Source organism: Nocardia nepalensis, from assembly GCF_048910785.1.
Classification (GTDB): Bacteria; Actinomycetota; Actinomycetes; order Mycobacteriales; family Mycobacteriaceae; genus Nocardia; species Nocardia nepalensis.
Map to the genome: position 1 here is coordinate 691,324 of NZ_JBKBET010000031.1, position 16,289 is coordinate 707,612.

General features: G+C 66.5%; 17 protein-coding genes. 13 read left to right on the forward strand and 4 right to left on the reverse strand.

Annotated elements, in window-relative coordinates; genetic code table 11:
• Positions 1-129 precede the first annotated feature (129 nt).
• Genes ACHQ4I_RS28000 through ACHQ4I_RS28015 form a run of 4 tightly spaced genes read left to right on the forward strand, consistent with a single transcriptional unit; the run spans position 130 to position 1,444 of the window.
• Positions 130-345: a hypothetical protein gene (locus tag ACHQ4I_RS28000; RefSeq protein WP_420774835.1), complete on the forward strand. Its 216-nt coding sequence runs from the start codon at positions 130-132 to the stop codon at positions 343-345.
• A gap of 5 nt (positions 346-350) precedes the next feature.
• Positions 351-569 (forward strand): hypothetical protein, encoded by a 219-nt coding sequence (locus ACHQ4I_RS28005; protein ID WP_420774836.1) that lies wholly within the window; start codon positions 351-353, stop codon positions 567-569.
• Between the two features lie 60 nt (positions 570-629).
• Positions 630-1,247, forward strand: a complete 618-nt coding sequence (locus ACHQ4I_RS28010) for a hypothetical protein (protein WP_420774837.1) — start codon at positions 630-632, stop codon at positions 1,245-1,247.
• Positions 1,247-1,444, forward strand: coding sequence for a hypothetical protein (locus ACHQ4I_RS28015; RefSeq protein ID WP_420774838.1), 198 nt, complete (start codon positions 1,247-1,249; stop codon positions 1,442-1,444). The genes ACHQ4I_RS28010 and ACHQ4I_RS28015 overlap by 1 nt, the downstream gene beginning before the upstream one ends.
• 447 nt (positions 1,445-1,891) lie before the next feature.
• Here ACHQ4I_RS28015 and ACHQ4I_RS28020 read toward each other — a convergent pair whose 3' ends face one another.
• Together ACHQ4I_RS28020 and ACHQ4I_RS28025 are read right to left on the reverse strand one after the other, a co-directional pair.
• Positions 1,892-2,149 carry a hypothetical protein gene (locus tag ACHQ4I_RS28020; protein ID WP_420774839.1) on the reverse strand — a complete coding sequence of 86 codons (258 nt, stop codon included), beginning with the start codon at positions 2,147-2,149 and terminating at the stop codon, positions 1,892-1,894.
• Positions 2,150-2,159: 10 nt separating this feature from the next.
• Positions 2,160-4,760, reverse strand: coding sequence for an AAA family ATPase (locus ACHQ4I_RS28025; RefSeq protein WP_420774840.1), 2,601 nt, complete (start codon positions 4,758-4,760; stop codon positions 2,160-2,162).
• Positions 4,761-4,857: 97 nt separating this feature from the next.
• Between ACHQ4I_RS28025 and ACHQ4I_RS28030 the strand changes: the two genes are divergently transcribed.
• The 3 genes from ACHQ4I_RS28030 to ACHQ4I_RS28040 are packed head-to-tail and all read left to right on the forward strand — an operon-like array spanning position 4,858 to position 7,923.
• A complete protein-coding gene (locus ACHQ4I_RS28030) occupies positions 4,858-6,195 on the forward strand; it encodes an MFS transporter (RefSeq protein WP_420774841.1) in 1,338 nt (445 codons plus the stop codon).
• Entirely contained in the window at positions 6,120-7,457 is a 1,338-nt protein-coding gene (locus ACHQ4I_RS28035) for a carotenoid oxygenase family protein (RefSeq protein ID WP_420774842.1), read from the forward strand. The genes ACHQ4I_RS28030 and ACHQ4I_RS28035 overlap by 76 nt, the downstream gene beginning before the upstream one ends.
• A gap of 28 nt (positions 7,458-7,485) precedes the next feature.
• Complete coding sequence (locus ACHQ4I_RS28040) at positions 7,486-7,923, forward strand: ester cyclase (RefSeq protein WP_420774843.1); 438 nt, start codon at positions 7,486-7,488, stop codon at positions 7,921-7,923.
• 70 nt (positions 7,924-7,993) lie between these two features.
• On the opposite strand, the gene ACHQ4I_RS28045 is transcribed toward ACHQ4I_RS28040, so the two are convergent.
• Positions 7,994-8,821, reverse strand: coding sequence for a class I SAM-dependent methyltransferase (locus ACHQ4I_RS28045; protein WP_420774844.1), 828 nt, complete (start codon positions 8,819-8,821; stop codon positions 7,994-7,996).
• Positions 8,822-8,972: 151 nt separating this feature from the next.
• Between ACHQ4I_RS28045 and ACHQ4I_RS28050 the strand changes: the two genes are divergently transcribed.
• Positions 8,973-10,736, forward strand: a complete 1,764-nt coding sequence (locus ACHQ4I_RS28050) for a sigma-54-dependent Fis family transcriptional regulator (protein WP_420774845.1) — start codon at positions 8,973-8,975, stop codon at positions 10,734-10,736.
• 199 nt (positions 10,737-10,935) lie between these two features.
• Here ACHQ4I_RS28050 and ACHQ4I_RS28055 read toward each other — a convergent pair whose 3' ends face one another.
• Positions 10,936-11,859 carry a LysR family transcriptional regulator gene (locus ACHQ4I_RS28055; protein WP_420774846.1) on the reverse strand — a complete coding sequence of 308 codons (924 nt, stop codon included), beginning with the start codon at positions 11,857-11,859 and terminating at the stop codon, positions 10,936-10,938.
• Positions 11,860-11,995: 136 nt separating this feature from the next.
• On the opposite strand from ACHQ4I_RS28055, the gene ACHQ4I_RS28060 reads away from it, so the two are divergent.
• The 5 genes from ACHQ4I_RS28060 to ACHQ4I_RS28080 all read left to right on the forward strand — a co-directional run bounded on the left by ACHQ4I_RS28060 (position 11,996) and on the right by ACHQ4I_RS28080 (position 16,218).
• Positions 11,996-12,829, forward strand: coding sequence for an inositol monophosphatase family protein (locus ACHQ4I_RS28060; RefSeq protein WP_420774847.1), 834 nt, complete (start codon positions 11,996-11,998; stop codon positions 12,827-12,829).
• Positions 12,830-12,867: 38 nt separating this feature from the next.
• Positions 12,868-13,464 (forward strand): NADPH-dependent F420 reductase, encoded by a 597-nt coding sequence (locus ACHQ4I_RS28065; protein WP_420774848.1) that lies wholly within the window; start codon positions 12,868-12,870, stop codon positions 13,462-13,464.
• A 576-nt stretch (positions 13,465-14,040) separates the two neighbouring features.
• Positions 14,041-14,865, forward strand: coding sequence for an alpha/beta fold hydrolase (locus ACHQ4I_RS28070; protein WP_420774849.1), 825 nt, complete (start codon positions 14,041-14,043; stop codon positions 14,863-14,865).
• 64 nt (positions 14,866-14,929) lie between these two features.
• Positions 14,930-15,220 carry a hypothetical protein gene (locus ACHQ4I_RS28075; protein ID WP_420774850.1) on the forward strand — a complete coding sequence of 97 codons (291 nt, stop codon included), beginning with the start codon at positions 14,930-14,932 and terminating at the stop codon, positions 15,218-15,220.
• Positions 15,221-15,543: 323 nt separating this feature from the next.
• On the forward strand, positions 15,544-16,218 hold the full coding sequence (locus ACHQ4I_RS28080) for a hypothetical protein (RefSeq protein ID WP_420774851.1): 675 nt from the start codon (positions 15,544-15,546) through the stop codon (positions 16,216-16,218).
• Positions 16,219-16,289: the final 71 nt, after the last annotated feature.

A 16,289-nucleotide genomic window follows, 5' to 3' on the forward strand; every position in this document is an offset into this window, starting at 1 on the left:
TACCGGGCAGACGCCTGGAACCCGTGCGGCGCACCAGCCCGCCAGAGTGGCAGGCCGGTGGCGAAAGCCCCCGGTGCCGGGTGCCGCCTGACCTTGCTGGCTTATTGCACCAGAAAGAAGCGATGCCCGATGCCCACCAATTCCCTTGCCATGTACCAACTCATCGCCCTGTGCGACGCCGGTGCCCATCAGGCACCGATGCTGCCGTTCACGGTCGCTCAAGCGCACGAGATCATGCGGATCCACATTGCGTGCCGAGCGAAGCAGTGCCCGCGGAAGGCTGTCGCGCAGCAGATCCTGGTCGACGCTGGCCGGATCGTGCCTGCCGCGCACAGACCACGGTGATGGTGGTGGTGACGACGCACCAGCGGCATAGGCCGTCACCGCGCCGAATTCGCCACATCCATATCGAATCGGGCGCTCTCACCTTGGACTACCAAGCCAGCGCCGAACAAGCCCAAAACGTGGCTGATGAACTGGCCCAAGGGTTTCCGGAATTCGTGGTGACCGTCGATGACGATGTGCACATCGATCTGCCGCCCTTGCCGTGCGGCGAACTCTGGGACTGACCGCCCTCGGCCTCGCCATCAAGCACCAGTCATCTGCGAAATGTAAAGGGGCGCTTGACTGTGCCATCTGACCATCAACCACGAGATTATTTTGTGTTCGGGCTCTCGCCAGACAGACCGGCGCTGTTCTCAGCCCCACCGGTTGAGGCTCAGCCCGACCAGCCGCTGCCCGATGCCGGATCGTTCCTTCGGGTATTCGCGGGTGCGGACGAGCCGACAACCGTCTTGATGCGTTGCGCCCATCAGTACATAGGAATCTGGCGCTACGTCTACAAGCACGGCCGCAACACAGGTGCCCCGGCCGAGGAGCACTTGTCGCTGCTGACCTGGCTGATCGACCGCGAAGCGGGTGGGCACGTCAGCGGAACCACGGTCGACGACGGTGCGCCGACGAACCCGTCGTCGTATGGCGAGATGGTGGCCTGGCTGGCGTGGAAGTGCTTGCTGGTGGCGCTCCGGCAGGATCAATCCGCCCGCGCCGAACATGACGCGGCAGAGCTGAATCGACAAATCGAAGCACTCGACGAGCTGGTTGCCGATGTATGCGCTGGGCGAGTGAAATTGCCGAAGACAGCGAGGGATGGATTTCCGCTGAAGGCGATTCAGCCGGACGGATCGGCTGCCGAGGACACTGATGTACCGCAGACGAACCGTCGGCATGACTGGGCGGATCGCTGATGGCAGATCCATTCAGCCACATGACATTCGTACACGCCGAAGGCGTGCTGGCCGAGTACATGTGCCAGGCCCACCTGATGGAACTCACCCCCGAACGTGCTCGCCAACTCCTCAAAATCCACCGCGATCACCATCCGGACGACTGCATCGTGCATGCGGAGGCGGTGTATCTGCTTGTGTGCGAGGACGAATCCTGAACGATGCAACTGATCGTTCTCATCCCGTGGCCAGCCTTGTTCTTCACAGCTTGTACTGTCGTGCCTGGGTTGGCTACTGGTGGACGACGACCAGAACTGGACGAGCGACAGAAGAAGCAGGCACGGCCGCACCACGCGTTCAGCGTGACCCGAAACTGCGGCAGACGAGGCGCCTCGGCGCGGCTATTGCTGACATCCAGGGTTGTCCTGGTCTGCGCGAAAACTGCACCAAGTCAACGGATTACCAACAGGTTTGGTGTCATAGATCCTTGCCAGCTGGGGCGCGGGATGCTGACATTGCTGACAGGTGCTCTACTAGCCGCAATCCTCACTGCATCAACAAAATTCCAGGATCGCTGTGGAGCAAATAATCGACCCACTCACCAAAGTTATCAACATCGATCTGCGGCCCAAGCCTCTGCCTCTGTAGTTCGAATACCTGCTGCTTTAACGCAGGATCTTCTTCGCCACCGACCCGCCAGCCTCTTCGGCGACCGGTGCGCCTGGCCCGAGGGGCTGAAAGCGTCGTCCCGGTGCGTCGACCTTGCGGTAGCGCTCTCCCTCTGGTCCTTCGTCGACGATGTCGCGGCTGAAGAAGGCCGGATGCCTCGCAGAGCGCACGATCCGAACCTTGTCGGCAACGCTCGTGACGATCACGATCACGATCACGGTCGCGGCGCGCGGCGCACTGCGGCGCTTGGGCACAAGGGGACGATCAACGGATGTCGCGCAGCTGCCGACGAGAGGTGATGCCGAGTTTGCGGAAGATGTTACGCAGGTGGGCTTCCACGGTGCGTGGGCTGAGGAACAGGGTGGCCGCGATCTCTTTGGACGTGGCGCCGTCGGCGGCTAGGCGCGCGATGTGCACTTCCTGCATGGTGAGCGCGTCGGATGCCTGCGCGGTGCGGCGGCGGGCGTGTTCGCCGGTGGCGCGGAGCTCACCCGCGGCCCGGGTGGCGAAGGCCTCCGCGCCGAAGACGGACAGCAACTCGTGGGCGTGGCGCAATTCAGCTCGGGCGTCGCGGCGGCGTCCTTTACGGCGCAACCACTCGCCGTACACCAGGTGGGCGCGACCGGACCAGTTCCGCATCGGGCATGAATCCAGCAGTGCGACGGCCTCCCGGTAGGCGTCCTCGTCCTCGTCCACCATGGCTCGCGCCCAGGCTTCGACGCCTTGTCCCCACGACTGCTCGCCAGCGCGTTCGGTCAGTGCCGCGAGCGCGGACCGGGCCACCGCCGCCTCGCCACAGCGCACCGCCGCCTCTACCAGTTCGGGCAGCGCCTGGCCGGCCAGGCCGAGATCGCCCGCCGCGACGGCCTGTTCGGCGGCCCGCAGCGCCGTGGGATAGTCGGCGAGGCCGTTGTGCAGGACGGCGGTGGCGTACTGCACGCTGAGGGTCAGCTGCGGTCCCACCGCGGCGAACAGCACTTCGGCCTCGGCGCGGCGGCCGCGCAGCGCGGCCAGGTGGATGCGCGGGTAGACCAGTGGGGCGGCGGAGGTGGCCTCCGCGATCGCCTCCTCCTCGGAGATCAGCTCCTGGGCCGCGCCGAAATCGCCGGCGTGCACGGCGACGGTGGCGAGCATGGCCAGCCCGATCCGCAGTATGTGCAGCGAGCCGGAGCTGCGGCCGGACACCACGGTCCGCGAGGCGATAGCGCGTATCGCATCGGGATCCCACAGTTCGAGGGCGAGCAGATAACCGAGTGTGGGCCAACGACTCCAGACCTCGTCGCGGTGATTCGAGACGAGCGGGCGCAGCAGCTTCGCGGCGGCCGCATGCCCCTCGGTGGTCAAGGCCACCATGCCGTCGAGGACGATATCGACGCTGCCGGGCCGCGTCGAGGCGCGCGGCGCGGTCACCGCGGCCGCGATCACGCTGTCGAGGCCGCCGGTCAGCACGGCCGTCTCGATCGCGTCCACATAGCAGGCGCGGGCACGATCCGGTTCGCGCACAGCCAATTTCGCGGCGGCGCGGAGCAGGTGGACGATGGGTCGGTCGTCACCCCGGTAGCGAGCGAAGGATATTCGGCCGCGCAGCAGGTCGATACGGGGATCGTCGGAAGTGAGCGTCGACAGCAGCTCGGCGGCGGCCTCGAAATCCCCCGCGGACAGTTTGGCCTCGACCGCCGCCAGCACCCGTTCGGCCCGCAGTGCCGGATCGAATGTCAGTGCGGCCGAACGTTCCAGGAAGGCCGCCGCGGCCGCCACCCCGCCGCGGGCCTGCGCGCGCGCCGCTGAACCGGCCAGGGCGGCGGCCACCTCTTCGTCGGGGCCGGCGCTGGCCTGGGCGCGATGCCAGGCCACGCGGTCCGGATCGGCGACCGGATCGCTCACCCTCGCGAGTGCACCGTGCGCACGGCGTCGCTCGCGATCGGTCGCGGCCCGGTAGACCGCGGAGCGAGCCAGGGGATGTACGAAGCGGATCCGAGTGCCGAATTCGACCAGTGGCACCTCGTCGTCGGCGGTCGTCTCGATGCCGAGCAGCGCTGCCGCCCGCCATAGCAGGCACGGATCGCCGACGGGTTCGGCGGCGGCGACCGTCAGCAGCAGCCGGACCCGGTCGGGCAGCATTTCCAGGCGGGCGCGATAGCTCCGTTCCGCAGCCGCCGGGGCGGGCAGATCGAAATCTCCAGTGATACCTGCCAATTCGGTGGTTTCGGGCAGTTCCAGCAGGGCTAGCGGGTTGCCACGCGCCTCGGCCAGAATGCGGTCGCGCACCCGATCGTCCAGCGGACCGCGCAGCGCGCGAGCCAGCAGGGCACGGGCCGCGGTATCGCCGAGCCGCGATATCGCCAACCGCGGCAACAGATTCAGATCACCCGCGTCGTCGCGCGCGGCGAAGACCATCGCCACCCGTTCGGCATCCACGCGCCGGGCCACGAAGGCCAGTGCACGGGCAGAGGCGCGGTCCAGCCACTGCGCGTCGTCGACGAGACACAGCACCGGCCGGTCGTGTTCGAGCAGCAGCCCGAGCGTCGCGGCACCGACCAGGAACGGGTCGGAGGTTCCGACATCCATACCGAATGCGATGCGCAACGCCCTGCCCTGCGCGGGCGGCAGCCTGTCCATATGCGCCAGGGCCGCCGCGCACAGCTGATGCAGCGCCGAATACGGCAGTTCCGTCTCGAATTCGGCGCCGCAGGCCCGCATGATCACGAAATCGGCGGCCGTGTCCGCGAGGGCGGCCAGCAAGGCGCTCTTGCCGATGCCCGGCTCGCCGTGCATCAGCAGGGCACCGCCCCGCGACCGCCTCGCCTGTTCCAGAAATGCGCGCAGCCGCGCCGTCTCATCCCGGCGCCCGATCAACGAATCCATACACCGTGCATCATGCCGGACCATCGGCCTGCGGCACGACCAGAGTAGGTAGGAATTACCGACGCGAGCGAGCCGCGGCGCCGGCCAAGCTGACGGCATGAGAACACGATGGCTGCCGCTGGCGGTGCTGGCTACCGCGCAGTTCCTCGTGGTGCTCAGCACCTCTATCGTCAACGTCTCCCTGCCGCAGATCCGCAGCGGTCTGGGCACATCGGCGACCGGCCTGTCGTGGGTGGTCAACGCCTATGTGCTGGCGTTCGGAGCGCTGTTGCTGCCGGGCGGGCGATTCGGCGACGCCTACGGTCTTCGCCGCGTATTCCTCGTCGGTGCGGGCATTTTCGCGGCTTCGGCGGCGGCCGCGGCGATCGCTCCCGACATCGCTGCCCTGATCGCGGCCCGATCGGTGCAGGGGCTCGGCGCGGCGCTCATGGCGCCGACGGCGCTGGCCCTGGTACTCACGCTGTACCGCGATTCCCGGGACAGTGGCGTTGCGTTGGGGGTTTGGGGTGCGGTATCCGGTGCAGGCGGTGCCACGGGTGTATTGCTGGGCGGACTGCTCACCGATCGCTTCGGCTGGCGGTCGGTCTTCTTCGTGGTCGTTCCCCTCGCGCTCGCCGTTCTGCTGACGACGTGGCGGTGGGTCGAGCCGAGACCCGCGGTCGGTGGGCGACCGGATGTTCCGAGCGCGGTCACCGCTACCGGCGGGCTCGTCGCCCTCATCTACGGGCTGTCGGGCCACTGGACGGCGGCGGCCGCAGGACTGATCCTGCTGGCGGCCTTCGCCTTTCGGCAGCGGCGCGTGGCCGACCCGCTGCTGCCGCCGCGGATGGCGCCGGTCGCGTGGCCCAATGTCGCGATGGCGCTGCTCGGCGCCGTCTGGCTGGGATTGTTCTACTATCTGCCGCTGTATCAGCAGCACACCCTCGGCTACACACCGTTACGCGCCGGGCTGACCCAACTTCCGCTTGCGCTGATGATCATCGTCTCCTCCTGGGTGGCGGGCCGGTTTCCGGGCCGTGCCACGCTGCCGGTCGGCCTGCTCATGCTCGCAACCGGCCTGCTCTGGCTGGCCCGGACACCGTCCGCCGCAAGCTTTCTCATCGATCTGCTCGGTCCGACCCTGCTCATCGGGGCCGGAATGGGCGTGGCCTTCGTCCGGATCACCGCGTCGGCCTCCGCCGGAGTTCCGGCCACCGACAGCGGACTGGCGGGCGGCCTGGTGAATGCGAGCCGCCAGCTCGGCGGCGCCGCCGGCCTGTCCTTCCTGACCGTCCTGCCCACCTTCGGCGCGGTCTTTCTGACCTGTGCCGCCATCACTGTGCTCACCCTCATCACTGTCACCGGAAAGGCGATATCGATATGGCACAACCACCCAGGCCCTATGTCACCGGGCACTACGCACCGACCCCCGACGAGCTCACCGCATTCGAGCTGACCGTCCACGGAACACTGCCCGACGACCTCGACGGCCGTTACTTCCGCAACGGTCACAATCCCAAACCGGGTGTGACACCGACCCATTGGTTCCGCGGTGCGGGGATGCTGCACGGTATCCGGCTGTCCGGCGGGCGCGCGCAGTGGTACCGCAACCGCTGGGTGAAGACGCCCTATCTGGACGGAGTTCCGTTCACAGGTACCGAACTCGAGGTCAGCGCGGCCGCGACCAACATCATCTTCCACGGCGGACGCTATCTGGCCCTGCAGGAGGCCAATCTGCCCTGGGAGGTCACCGGCGAACTGGACACGGTCGGCGTCTACGACTTCGGCGGGAAGCTGACCAGTTCGATGACCGCGCATCCCAAAGTGGATCCGGTCACGGGCGAGCTGCACTTCTTCTCCTACAGCCCCTTCCCGCCCTATCTGATCTACTACATCGCGGACGCGTCCGGCGAGATCATCCGGGCGACCACGATCGACGGCGCGGGGCCCTCGCTCATGCACGATTTCGCGATCACCCGTGAGCATGCCGTCTTCCTGCATTCCCCGGTTGTCTTCGATCCCGCGGAGCACTCCGGAATCCCCTACCGCTGGCACGACGACGCGCCGTTCCGGATCGGCGTGCTGCCCAGGCACGGCTCGGGAGAGATCAGCTGGTTCGACATCGACAGCCCGGCGGCCATCCTGCACGTCGCCAACTCCTATGTCGACGACCGCGGGCGCGTCGTGCTCGAATGCCCGCGCTTCGACCGCGCGGCCTGGGAAACCTCCTGGAAGTGGTGGATCGCCGCCCCGGGCTACCCCGACACCCCCGGCGTCGGCACCACGTTCCATCGCTGGATTCTCGACCCTGCCACCGGCACCGCGACCGAGGAGCCGCTGGACGATCTGGTCGTTGAATTCCCCGCCATCAACGACGACCTGACGGGAGCACCGAATCGCTACAGCTACGCGGTCGCTTTCCCGGGAACCGGACTGACCGGCTATCACACGGTCAAATTCGACACCCGGACCGGTGCGCGACAGCTGTTCGCGCACGGACCGGGACGCATGCCCGGCGAGGCCGTCTTCGCGCCCGCCGCCGGGGCGACCCGCGAGGACGACGGCTATCTGCTCACCATCGTCAGCGATATCGAGGCCGACGCGTCCCAGCTGCTCATCCTCGACGCCTCGGATCTGTCCGAGCCGATCGCCGCCGTCGATCTACCGCAGCGAGTGCCCGCCGGCATACACGGGCACTGGATCCCGACCCAGAGCTGAAACCACCACTCGACCAAGGATTTTCGTCATGGAATCAACGACCGACACCACGGTCGGGCAGCTGTTCTCCAGATGGCTCACCACCTGGAACGGTGACTACAGCCTCGCCGAGGACATCATCGCCCCCGACTTCACCGTGCACGCCGCGCTGCTCGACGGTGGTGACGGCAGTGCGGTGCGAGGCCCGCGGGGATTGGTCGCGTGGATCGCCCAGACTCGAGCCGCCTTCTCCGAGTTGGTGTTTCAGGTGGAGGTGGGTCCGATCGTGGACGGTGACCAGTGCGCGGTCCGGTGGATCGCCACCGGAACCTACGGCGGCGGGTTCCCCGGCGCGACGGCAACGGCAGGCGCCGCGATCCGTTTCGCGGGCACCGACGTGCTGCGCGTGGAGGACGGCAAGTTCGCTGAGTACTGGATCAATTCCGATACTCACGTGCTGCTGGCCCAGCTCGGCGTCCCTACCTGAACGATCCGCCCGGTCTGCGGCAGCAAGAACCCCGATGTGACGATCTGTCGTCGCTGGTCACGTGTCTGGTTCACCGCGGTGTGCTGGGTTTAGTGCAGGTGAATTGCATGACGTCGATGCGGCGACAGCGAGCGTAGTCGGCGCATCCGGTCAGGTACCGGATGTAGGCGTTGTAGGTATCGGGTCCGGCGAGCTCGATGGCGCGGTCGCGGTGCTCGTGCAATGCATCGGCCCAATGGTCGAGGGCGGTGGCGTAGTGCGGTCCTATCGACTGCATGCCGGTAACGGTGAAGCCGGCGTCTTCGGCGTATGCGGTGACACCTTTGGGGTCGCGTCCGGTTGGGGGCAACAGCGGGCCGCCGCCGAAGATGGTTTCGGGGAGGAATCGCATGCACGCGTCATCGATGCTGGTGTGCTGGATTCCGTGTCCACGCAGTTCGTCGCGGGTGCCGCCGACGAGGACCTGCAGCAGCAGCACTCCATCGGCGGGCATTGTGCGGTAGGCGAACTCGAAGAACTCGCCGTAGCGGTCTCGTTCGAAGGGTTCGAACGAGCCGATACACACGATCCGGTCTACGCGGCGGTCGAATTCCTCCCAGCCTTGCAGCCGCACCCCGCCATAGGGGCGCCCTCGGATCACCCGGTCGACCAGCTGATTCCGCACATACCGGTACTGGTTGCGGCTGGGAGTCAGCCCGATCACATTCACCCCGTAGGTGTCCATGGCGCGCAACATGGTCGTACCCCAGCCACAACCGACATCCAACAAGGTCATCCCCGGCCGCAGATCGCACTGGGCCAGAGCGAGGTCGATCATCGCCAACTGGGCTCGTTCCAAGGTGTCGCCTGAGATGTCGGTGATCTTCCGATGGGCTTTGCTGAGGCTCTGGCGGCTCAAACTTCTTTCTCCTGATTTTGCTGGGCGAAGCACATCTCCTGGTGCCCATGAAACAGCGGAAGCGATAGACTGACGGTCTCAATCTGAGACGCGTCATCCATTGAGACGGCCGCCACCATGGGTTGAGCAACAAACACCGAGGTATGAGCCGATGCCGGATCCTCGAGCCGACGTCACCGTGAGCCTGGAGAAGGCGCGCGAACAATTCCTCACCGTGGGTTCGCTCGATTTCCCGCCGGTGCGCGACACTGTGCTCGATTCGTGGTGCCGATCGCGCGCGCTGCAGATCCATCCAGACCGTGTGGAGCTGCCTTATGTGCGGGACCCGAATCTCGACTCCCCGCTGGTGAGCGCCGCTGCGCCGGTGCTGCGGCGGCTCGCGAGCGACTTAGCCGACCAGGCTGTCAGCGTCATCCTGACCTCGTCGGATGGGCTCCTGCTCGAGCGCTGCGCCGCCGATGCCACAATCATGCGCACACTCGACGGTGTGCAACTCGCTCCCGGCTACAGCTATGCCGAGGACTTCGTCGGCACCAACGGAATCGGCACCACCCTGGAAACAGCCACCCCGACGTTCATTCGCGGTGGTGAACACTATCTCGGCACCCTCGGCGGACTCGCGTGTGCAGGCTCGCCCATTCGCCACCCGCTGACGCGCTCGGTGCTGGGCGTCATCGATCTCACCTGCTGGGCCAGCAGATCCGATCCGCTGCTGCTCGCCCTCGCCAACAGCGCGAGCAGCCAGATCCAGGACCGGCTGCGCGCGCTCGCCAGCGAGACCGAGACCGCGCTGCTGGAGACGTATCTGCGCCAATGCCGCCAGTATCCGCTCGGCGTTCTCGCGATCGGTGGCGACGTGGTGCTGATGAACCCCTACCTGCGCCAGGCTCTTGACCCGCACGACCAAGAGGCGTTGCTGCAATATTCGACCGACCTCGTTCGTTCCGGATCCATCGACACCCTCCTGGCCCCGTTACCGAGCGGTCAGACCGCAAAAGTGAGAGCAGTCGAACGTATTTCGATACGTGGCAGCAGCTTCAACATGGTCCTGCACGTTCAGCTGGACATCGACCGCACCGTGACCCACCCGATCGCACACGGCACGCTCGCATTGCCCGGCATCGCCGGTAGGAGCAGCTCATGGCGGCGCAGCTGCCAGCAGGTCGAACGCTGCTGTCGGGATCGGGAATGGGTGGTCATCGATGGCGAAAAAGGTTCCGGACGAACAAAACTCGCGAAATCTGTCGTCGCGCACGTCAACCCCGGCAGGATGGCCCGGGTGCTGCGGACGGCCGACTTCGCCGACACCGAGGGCCTGCTGGCCGCGCTGCGCACCGAAACCGGCAACAGCAATTTCAACGTTGTCATCAAAGATATAGACCGCCTGCCGACCGAGGCGGTCGAGTCGATCGCGGACATACTCCACGGCTGCGCCGGTCGCGGATGGATCGCGGCAACAATGCATTCGGCCACGCCCGCTACGGCTCTCGATTCGCTGCTGCCACTGTTCAGCCAGACCGTCGGCGTGCCCGCACTCCGGCACCGCATCGAAGACCTCGAAGAGCTGGTCCCCTTCCTGCTGAGCGAGCTGACCAACGGCGCCGAAGTCCGGCTTGCCCCGGACGCCATGCGCCAGCTCAACAAGCTATCGTGGCCAGGCAATGTCGCCCAACTACGCCGGGTGCTGGCCGAAACCATTTCACAGCAACGATCCGGTCTGATCCACATCGACAACCTGCCACCGCAATGCCATTCGCTGACCCGGCGCAAACTGAGCCGGATCGAGGCACTGGAACGCGACGCGATCGTGCGCAGCCTACAGGAGAACAGCGGCAACAAGGCCGAAGCCGCTGCGGCACTAGGGATGTCGCGGGCAACCATCTACCGCAGGATCAAGGACTTCGGCATCGAGTAGGCATAGTGCCCCGAATCGCGCCGGCACCCGACAGAAATCAATCGGCCGTGATCCGTCGTCCATTACTGGAGTGACCCGCGCGCGACCTCCGGCCGCGCGTCCACGCACCACGACGGTGCCGGGCACCGGCCATGATCCTCCTCCTTGGCAGCCGCTGTCAGGTTCCCCATGACGGACTGGTTCTCTGCGTCGGCAGGTGTCAACGCGCGGTCTGACCCTGTCCTCTCATCGCACTGGTCAACGCGGTCCGTGCCAGATCGCGCAGCCAGATGTGTGCGGGGTCGGTGTCATAGCGCTGATGCCATGACAGGTACGCCGAGGCCGGCGGCAGGTCGAACGGGAGCGGGAGCAGGACCAGGCCGAGATCTGCGGCGGCCGAACGCGCCATGGATTCGGGGGCTGTGACGAGGAGATCGGAGCCTCGCACGAACTCGAACGCGGCTCTTTCGGTGGGCGCGGTCGCCACCACGCGTCGGGTGAGGTCGAGCTGCGCGAGAGTGTCGTCGAGGATGTTGCCGAGCTTTCCGCGCCGCGAGACGGTGATGTGCTCGGCCGCGGCGTACCGCGCGGCGGTGACGGTCTCGACATGGGTGAGCGGGTGCCCCCGCCGTACGACGATGACGTGCTGGGTCTCGGCCACCATTTCGGCGCGAATCTCGGGTGCGGTCGGGCGGTCCGCGTTCGCGGCGAGGTCGACCTCGCCGCGCCGCAACTCGGGGGTGTCGATGCTCGATTCCGCGATGAAGCGCAGACGCACGCCCGGCGCCTGCTCGCGCACGGCTGCGAGAAGGGCGGGGCCGCTGAGGGCGACCAGTGCGTCGTGCCAGCGCAGCGTAAAGGTGCGCTCGAGCGTCGCAAGGTCGAGTTCACGGCTTGGCGCGAGCACGCCCTGGACCTGCCGCAGCAGGTCGTGCACCTGTTCCCGGACGGCGAGCGCGTAGGGCGTCGGGGTCATCGTGCGCCCTGTGCGTACCAGGATCTGATCCCCCGTCGTACGCCGGATTCGGCCGAGGCTTCGGCTCATCGCGGGAGCGGTCACGTGCAGGCGGTCGGCCGCGCCGGCCACGCTGCCTTCCTCCAGGAGAGCGTCGAGCGCGGCGAGTAGATTCAAATCCAATTGCATGAGAGTCATGTTAGCCGTGCTTTACATGCACTTGAAGTTAATGATGGTCCCTCCTAACGTTCGAGATGCGGGCGCAAAAGACCACGGTTCTCGCCCGGCTGACCTCATCATCCCTGCTCAGATAGGAGCACCCGCCATGCCCGAGTCGATTCGGAACACCGGTGTTGCCACAGCCGCCGGCTCCGCCTCCGACGCCGACCTGCTCGCACAGACCGCGATCGCCGTACGCACGGCGAGTTCGGCACTGCGGGAGCGCTTCGGCGACGTGGTCCAGTTCCAGACCCGCGAAGAGCTGATGGGCGCACTCGCCGCCAACGACGACGCGGTTCTCGACATCCTGCGCCCCCGCCTCGAAGTCCTGCGCCCGGACGCCCGCTGGGTGGAGGAGGAGCTCGACGGCGGCGCTCTGCCGGCCGGCGAATGGTGGGTCGTGGATCCGGCCGAAGGCAACGTCAACCACCTGCACGCCCTGCCGGAGTGGGCGGTGACCGCCACCCTCGTGCGCGATAACCAGCCCGTGCTCACCGCGGTCCATCTGCCGCTGACCGGCGAGACCTACACCGCGCTCGCCGGCGCCGGCGCCCACCTCGACGGCCGGCCGCTGCACGTGTCGGGGACCACGGACCTCGGGCTGAGCATCGTGGCCACGAGCCAGGCCAGGCCGAACGAGGACGAGAAGGTCGTGCGGCGCGTCGGCTCCTCGATCACCGAGATGCTCATCGACGCGCTCGTGGTGCGGACAGCCGTGCCCGCCACCCTGCACCTGCTGAACGTGGCCGCCGGCCGGATCGACGCCTTCTGGCAGTTCGCCGGGGCCCGCGCGGACTTGCTTCCCGGGGCGCTGCTCGTCGCCGAGGCCGGCGGACGGATCTCCACCGCCGAGGGCCGCTCCTGGACCCCGGAGAGCGACAGCTTCCTGGCAGCGGCCCCCGGCGTGCACGCCGATGCGGTCGCCACGCTCTCCCGCTGACCACCGACCAGAACAGAAACCAGGAGGACCAGTTCACCATGAGCAAGATCACCATCCTCGGCGGCGGCCGCGTCGGCGGCGGCCTGGCCACCGCCCTCACCCGGGCCGGGCACGAAGTGACCGTGGCGGACCGCTCGCCGGGCGCTGCCGCCGACGCTGCCCGGACAGCGCAGATCGTCATCAACGCCACGCCGGGCGCCAGCTCGCTGGAGCGGCTCGCCGCGCTACGCGAGCAACTGCGTGGCAAGATCCTCGTAGACGTCTCCAACGCCACCGTCGACGGACCGGACGGACTGCCCGCCGACCTGCTCTACCCCGGCTCGAGCCTCGCGGAGCAACTCCAGGAGGCGCTCCCCGAGACGCACGTCGTCAAGACGCTCAACACGATGCTTCACTCGGTGATGACCGCGCCCGCCGCGCTCACCCAGACGCCAACGGCGTTCCTCTCCGGCAAGGACCCGGAGGCCAAGCAGGTCGTCCTAGGGCTTCTCGCGGACCTCGGCTGGCACCAGGAGTGGATCACGGACCTCGGCGGGATCGAGACCGCGCGGGCTGCCGAGGCCGCAATCTTGTTCGTACCACACGTGATCCGATCCAGCGGATTCGCGCCCTTCGCGATCTCGATCGCTCGCTGATCCGCACAGAGTGTGGCTCCTGAGGTGTTCGAGCCGCACGGCCGCCACCCCCGTCGTTCGCCGCAGGACCCCAAATCCGCCCGAAATTCGGCGAGTTCTACGGGAACCCCAAGTTCGCCACGGTGTACAGCGGCACGGACGGTCGAACGATCGACTCTGCACCGCCTGAAGCGTGGCATTATGCGGGCGGTCGTGGGGTCGCGCGGCGGCGCGTGAGAAGCAGGAGGACGAGCGAGGCGGCGACACCTGCTGCTGCGATCAAAGGCAACTGGGTCAGAGTGTGCGCTGCGACAAGACCACGTGCAAACTGTGGTTTATGGGAAGCACGGCCCTGTGCCAGCGTGCCCGAGAGTGCAGCTCGCAATGGCACAAGGCCAGTCACAACTGTTCGAAGGATCCGGCGACCGCGAACCGGGATGGCCGAAAATGGGGGATTCGTGGCGCGCACAGCGGGGCGCGCCAGGTCCGAATCGAGCACACTGATCCGGCGTCAACCTTTCAGAAGCATTGTCGCCCAACCGGTTCCAGTTGATACCTGCGGGCAACAACCGAGTATCCGATCACAAGGAGTCCCACATGCCTTTCATTACAACCTCGGACGGCGTCGACATCTACTACAAGGACTGGGGCAGCGGACAGCCCATCGTCTTCAGCCACGGCTGGCCTCTGTCCTCGGATGACTGGGACGCACAGCTGATGTTCTTCGTGTCCCACGGTTTCCGGGTGGTTGCTCACGACCGGCGTGGCCATGGCCGTTCCGCTCAGGTCGCCGAAGGGCACGATATGGACCACTATGCCGATGACCTGGCCGCCGTCGTCACCCATCTCGATCTGTCGGACGCGGTTCATGTCGGTCATTCCACCGGCGGTGGGGAGGTCGTGCGTTACCTGACGCGCCACGGACAGGATCGGGCGGCCAAAGCCGTTCTGATCAGTGCGGTGCCGCCGATCATGGTGAAGACCGCCGACAATCCGGGCGGATTGGACAAGTCAGTCTTCGATGGCATCCAGGAACAGGTCGCCACCCGCCGGTCGGACTTCTTCCGCACGTTCGCCGAAGGACCGTTCTACGGCTACAACCGGCCCGGCGCACAGCCCTCCGAAGGAGTGATCGCCAACTGGTGGCGCCAAGGCATGGCCGGCGGCGCCAAGGCCCACTACGACGGTGTCGTCGCATTCTCCCAGACCGACTTCACCGATGAGCTCACCAAGATCACGATCCCCACCCTCGTCATGCACGGGGAGGATGACCAGGTGGTCCCGATCGAGAACACCGGCATCCGCTCGGCCGGACTGTTGCCCAACAGCACCCTCAAGACGTATCCGGGTTTCCCGCACGGTATGCCGACCACCGAAGCCGCGACCATCAACGCCGACCTGCTCGCATTCATTCGGTCCTGAGCAGCGGTCACGCATCGAGGCCCGGGGCGGGTACAGACCTTTCCGAACTCATCGACGAGGACCAATGTCGAAAACCCGCCCCGAGCCCGTCCGTGACCCGAAGAACGATCACCAGCTCACACCGCAGAACTGCGCGATCGTCCTCATCGACTTCCAACCGGGCCAGTACGCCACGGTCGGATCCGCGCCCGCCGAGGAGATCGACCTCGGCGCGGTAACCCTCGCCGAGCTCGCACACGCCTACGCGATCCCGACGGTCTGGAACACACCCTCGCCGAGGACGCCACCGACCGCGGACGGCCCCGAGAAGCTGAGCGACACAACACAATTGCCGCCCGCCTCGAAACGCTTCTGACCGAACTCGAATCCGAAGCTGACGGCAGCCAGTTGGAGCATCTCCCCGCGCGCGACAACGACTGCGATGAATAGCGGGGCAGTTCTTGTCCGGCAACTCCACGCCCAGAACCCGTCAGGTACTCCAAACCGGCCTGCCACCGATCATCCGCGAGGCTGTGCGCGACGGCCACGGCGAATTTGGTTGTATTACAGACAAATTCGACAGGCGTGTGTGTCAACGCCGAGGGAAGGTTCGCTCGGCATCGACGGCGCGGTGCCAGCCTTTCACCGGCGGCGACACGCCGACACCCACGATCTCAGGCTGGAGTCTAGGCTCCCGGCATGAGCACGGCCCAAACCGAGAAAAGCCGACCGGGGAACCGACGATTACGGTCGCGGCTTCGCAGGTATCTTCTGCTCGTCTGCACCATCGTGGCCTGCCTTGGGATACTCGTCTCGGCGAGCAAGCCGGCCAGCGCCGAGCTGATGTCGTTGTCGCCGTTGCTGATCCTCGGGGGGACATACGTGGTGGCTGTGGTGTTGTGCGTGGTCATCGTCTACCCGATCCTGGCAGTCCGATCCCGGCGGCTTCGGGTACCTGAGCTCGGCCCCCTGGCTGCTCCCGCACTGATAGTCGCGCTCACGGCCATCCTATGGAGCGCAGACCTGCCAATGGCTGTGCGCTGGCACTTCTCGGCGCACGCCTTCGACGATGCGGCACAGCAGGTGAGTGCCGGGATCGATCCACGGACGTTCGAAGGTGACCGCCTCGGCCTTTATCGCATTCGCGGTGTGGAACCCAGCGGCGATCGCGGCGTGGAACGCCGCAACGACGGCATCTACTTCAGGACTGGCCCTATGGCGTCCCATTGCTCGATGGGAAGTGGCTTTGCCAATCTTTCTGGCCACCGGCCCGCGACAGGCGCATCCCATCACCTCAGCGGCGACTGGTATTGGTTCTGTTTCAACAGCACGACGGTTGTAGTGCCCGACCAACCCATCGGCGGAGTGTACTAGCCGGTGACGAAACCGCTAGCCTGAAGCGACGAAGGCCAACAGGCCTGAGACGGTCGGTTTGTCGCCGTGGC

Coding starts and splice junctions, on each gene's coding strand:
- ACHQ4I_RS28070 (WP_420774849.1), top strand. CDS start 14,041: ATGCCTTTCATTACAACCTCGGACGGCGTCGACATCTACTACAAGGAC.
- ACHQ4I_RS28040 (WP_420774843.1), top strand. CDS start 7,486: ATGGAATCAACGACCGACACCACGGTCGGGCAGCTGTTCTCCAGATGG.
- ACHQ4I_RS28055 (WP_420774846.1), bottom strand. CDS start 11,859: ATGCAATTGGATTTGAATCTACTCGCCGCGCTCGACGCTCTCCTGGAG.
- ACHQ4I_RS28035 (WP_420774842.1), top strand. CDS start 6,120: ATGGCACAACCACCCAGGCCCTATGTCACCGGGCACTACGCACCGACC.
- ACHQ4I_RS28060 (WP_420774847.1), top strand. CDS start 11,996: ATGCCCGAGTCGATTCGGAACACCGGTGTTGCCACAGCCGCCGGCTCC.
- ACHQ4I_RS28075 (WP_420774850.1), top strand. CDS start 14,930: ATGTCGAAAACCCGCCCCGAGCCCGTCCGTGACCCGAAGAACGATCAC.
- ACHQ4I_RS28000 (WP_420774835.1), top strand. CDS start 130: ATGCCCACCAATTCCCTTGCCATGTACCAACTCATCGCCCTGTGCGAC.
- ACHQ4I_RS28025 (WP_420774840.1), bottom strand. CDS start 4,760: ATGGATTCGTTGATCGGGCGCCGGGATGAGACGGCGCGGCTGCGCGCA.
- ACHQ4I_RS28065 (WP_420774848.1), top strand. CDS start 12,868: ATGAGCAAGATCACCATCCTCGGCGGCGGCCGCGTCGGCGGCGGCCTG.
- ACHQ4I_RS28030 (WP_420774841.1), top strand. CDS start 4,858: ATGAGAACACGATGGCTGCCGCTGGCGGTGCTGGCTACCGCGCAGTTC.
- ACHQ4I_RS28015 (WP_420774838.1), top strand. CDS start 1,247: ATGGCAGATCCATTCAGCCACATGACATTCGTACACGCCGAAGGCGTG.
- ACHQ4I_RS28050 (WP_420774845.1), top strand. CDS start 8,973: ATGCCGGATCCTCGAGCCGACGTCACCGTGAGCCTGGAGAAGGCGCGC.
- ACHQ4I_RS28080 (WP_420774851.1), top strand. CDS start 15,544: ATGAGCACGGCCCAAACCGAGAAAAGCCGACCGGGGAACCGACGATTA.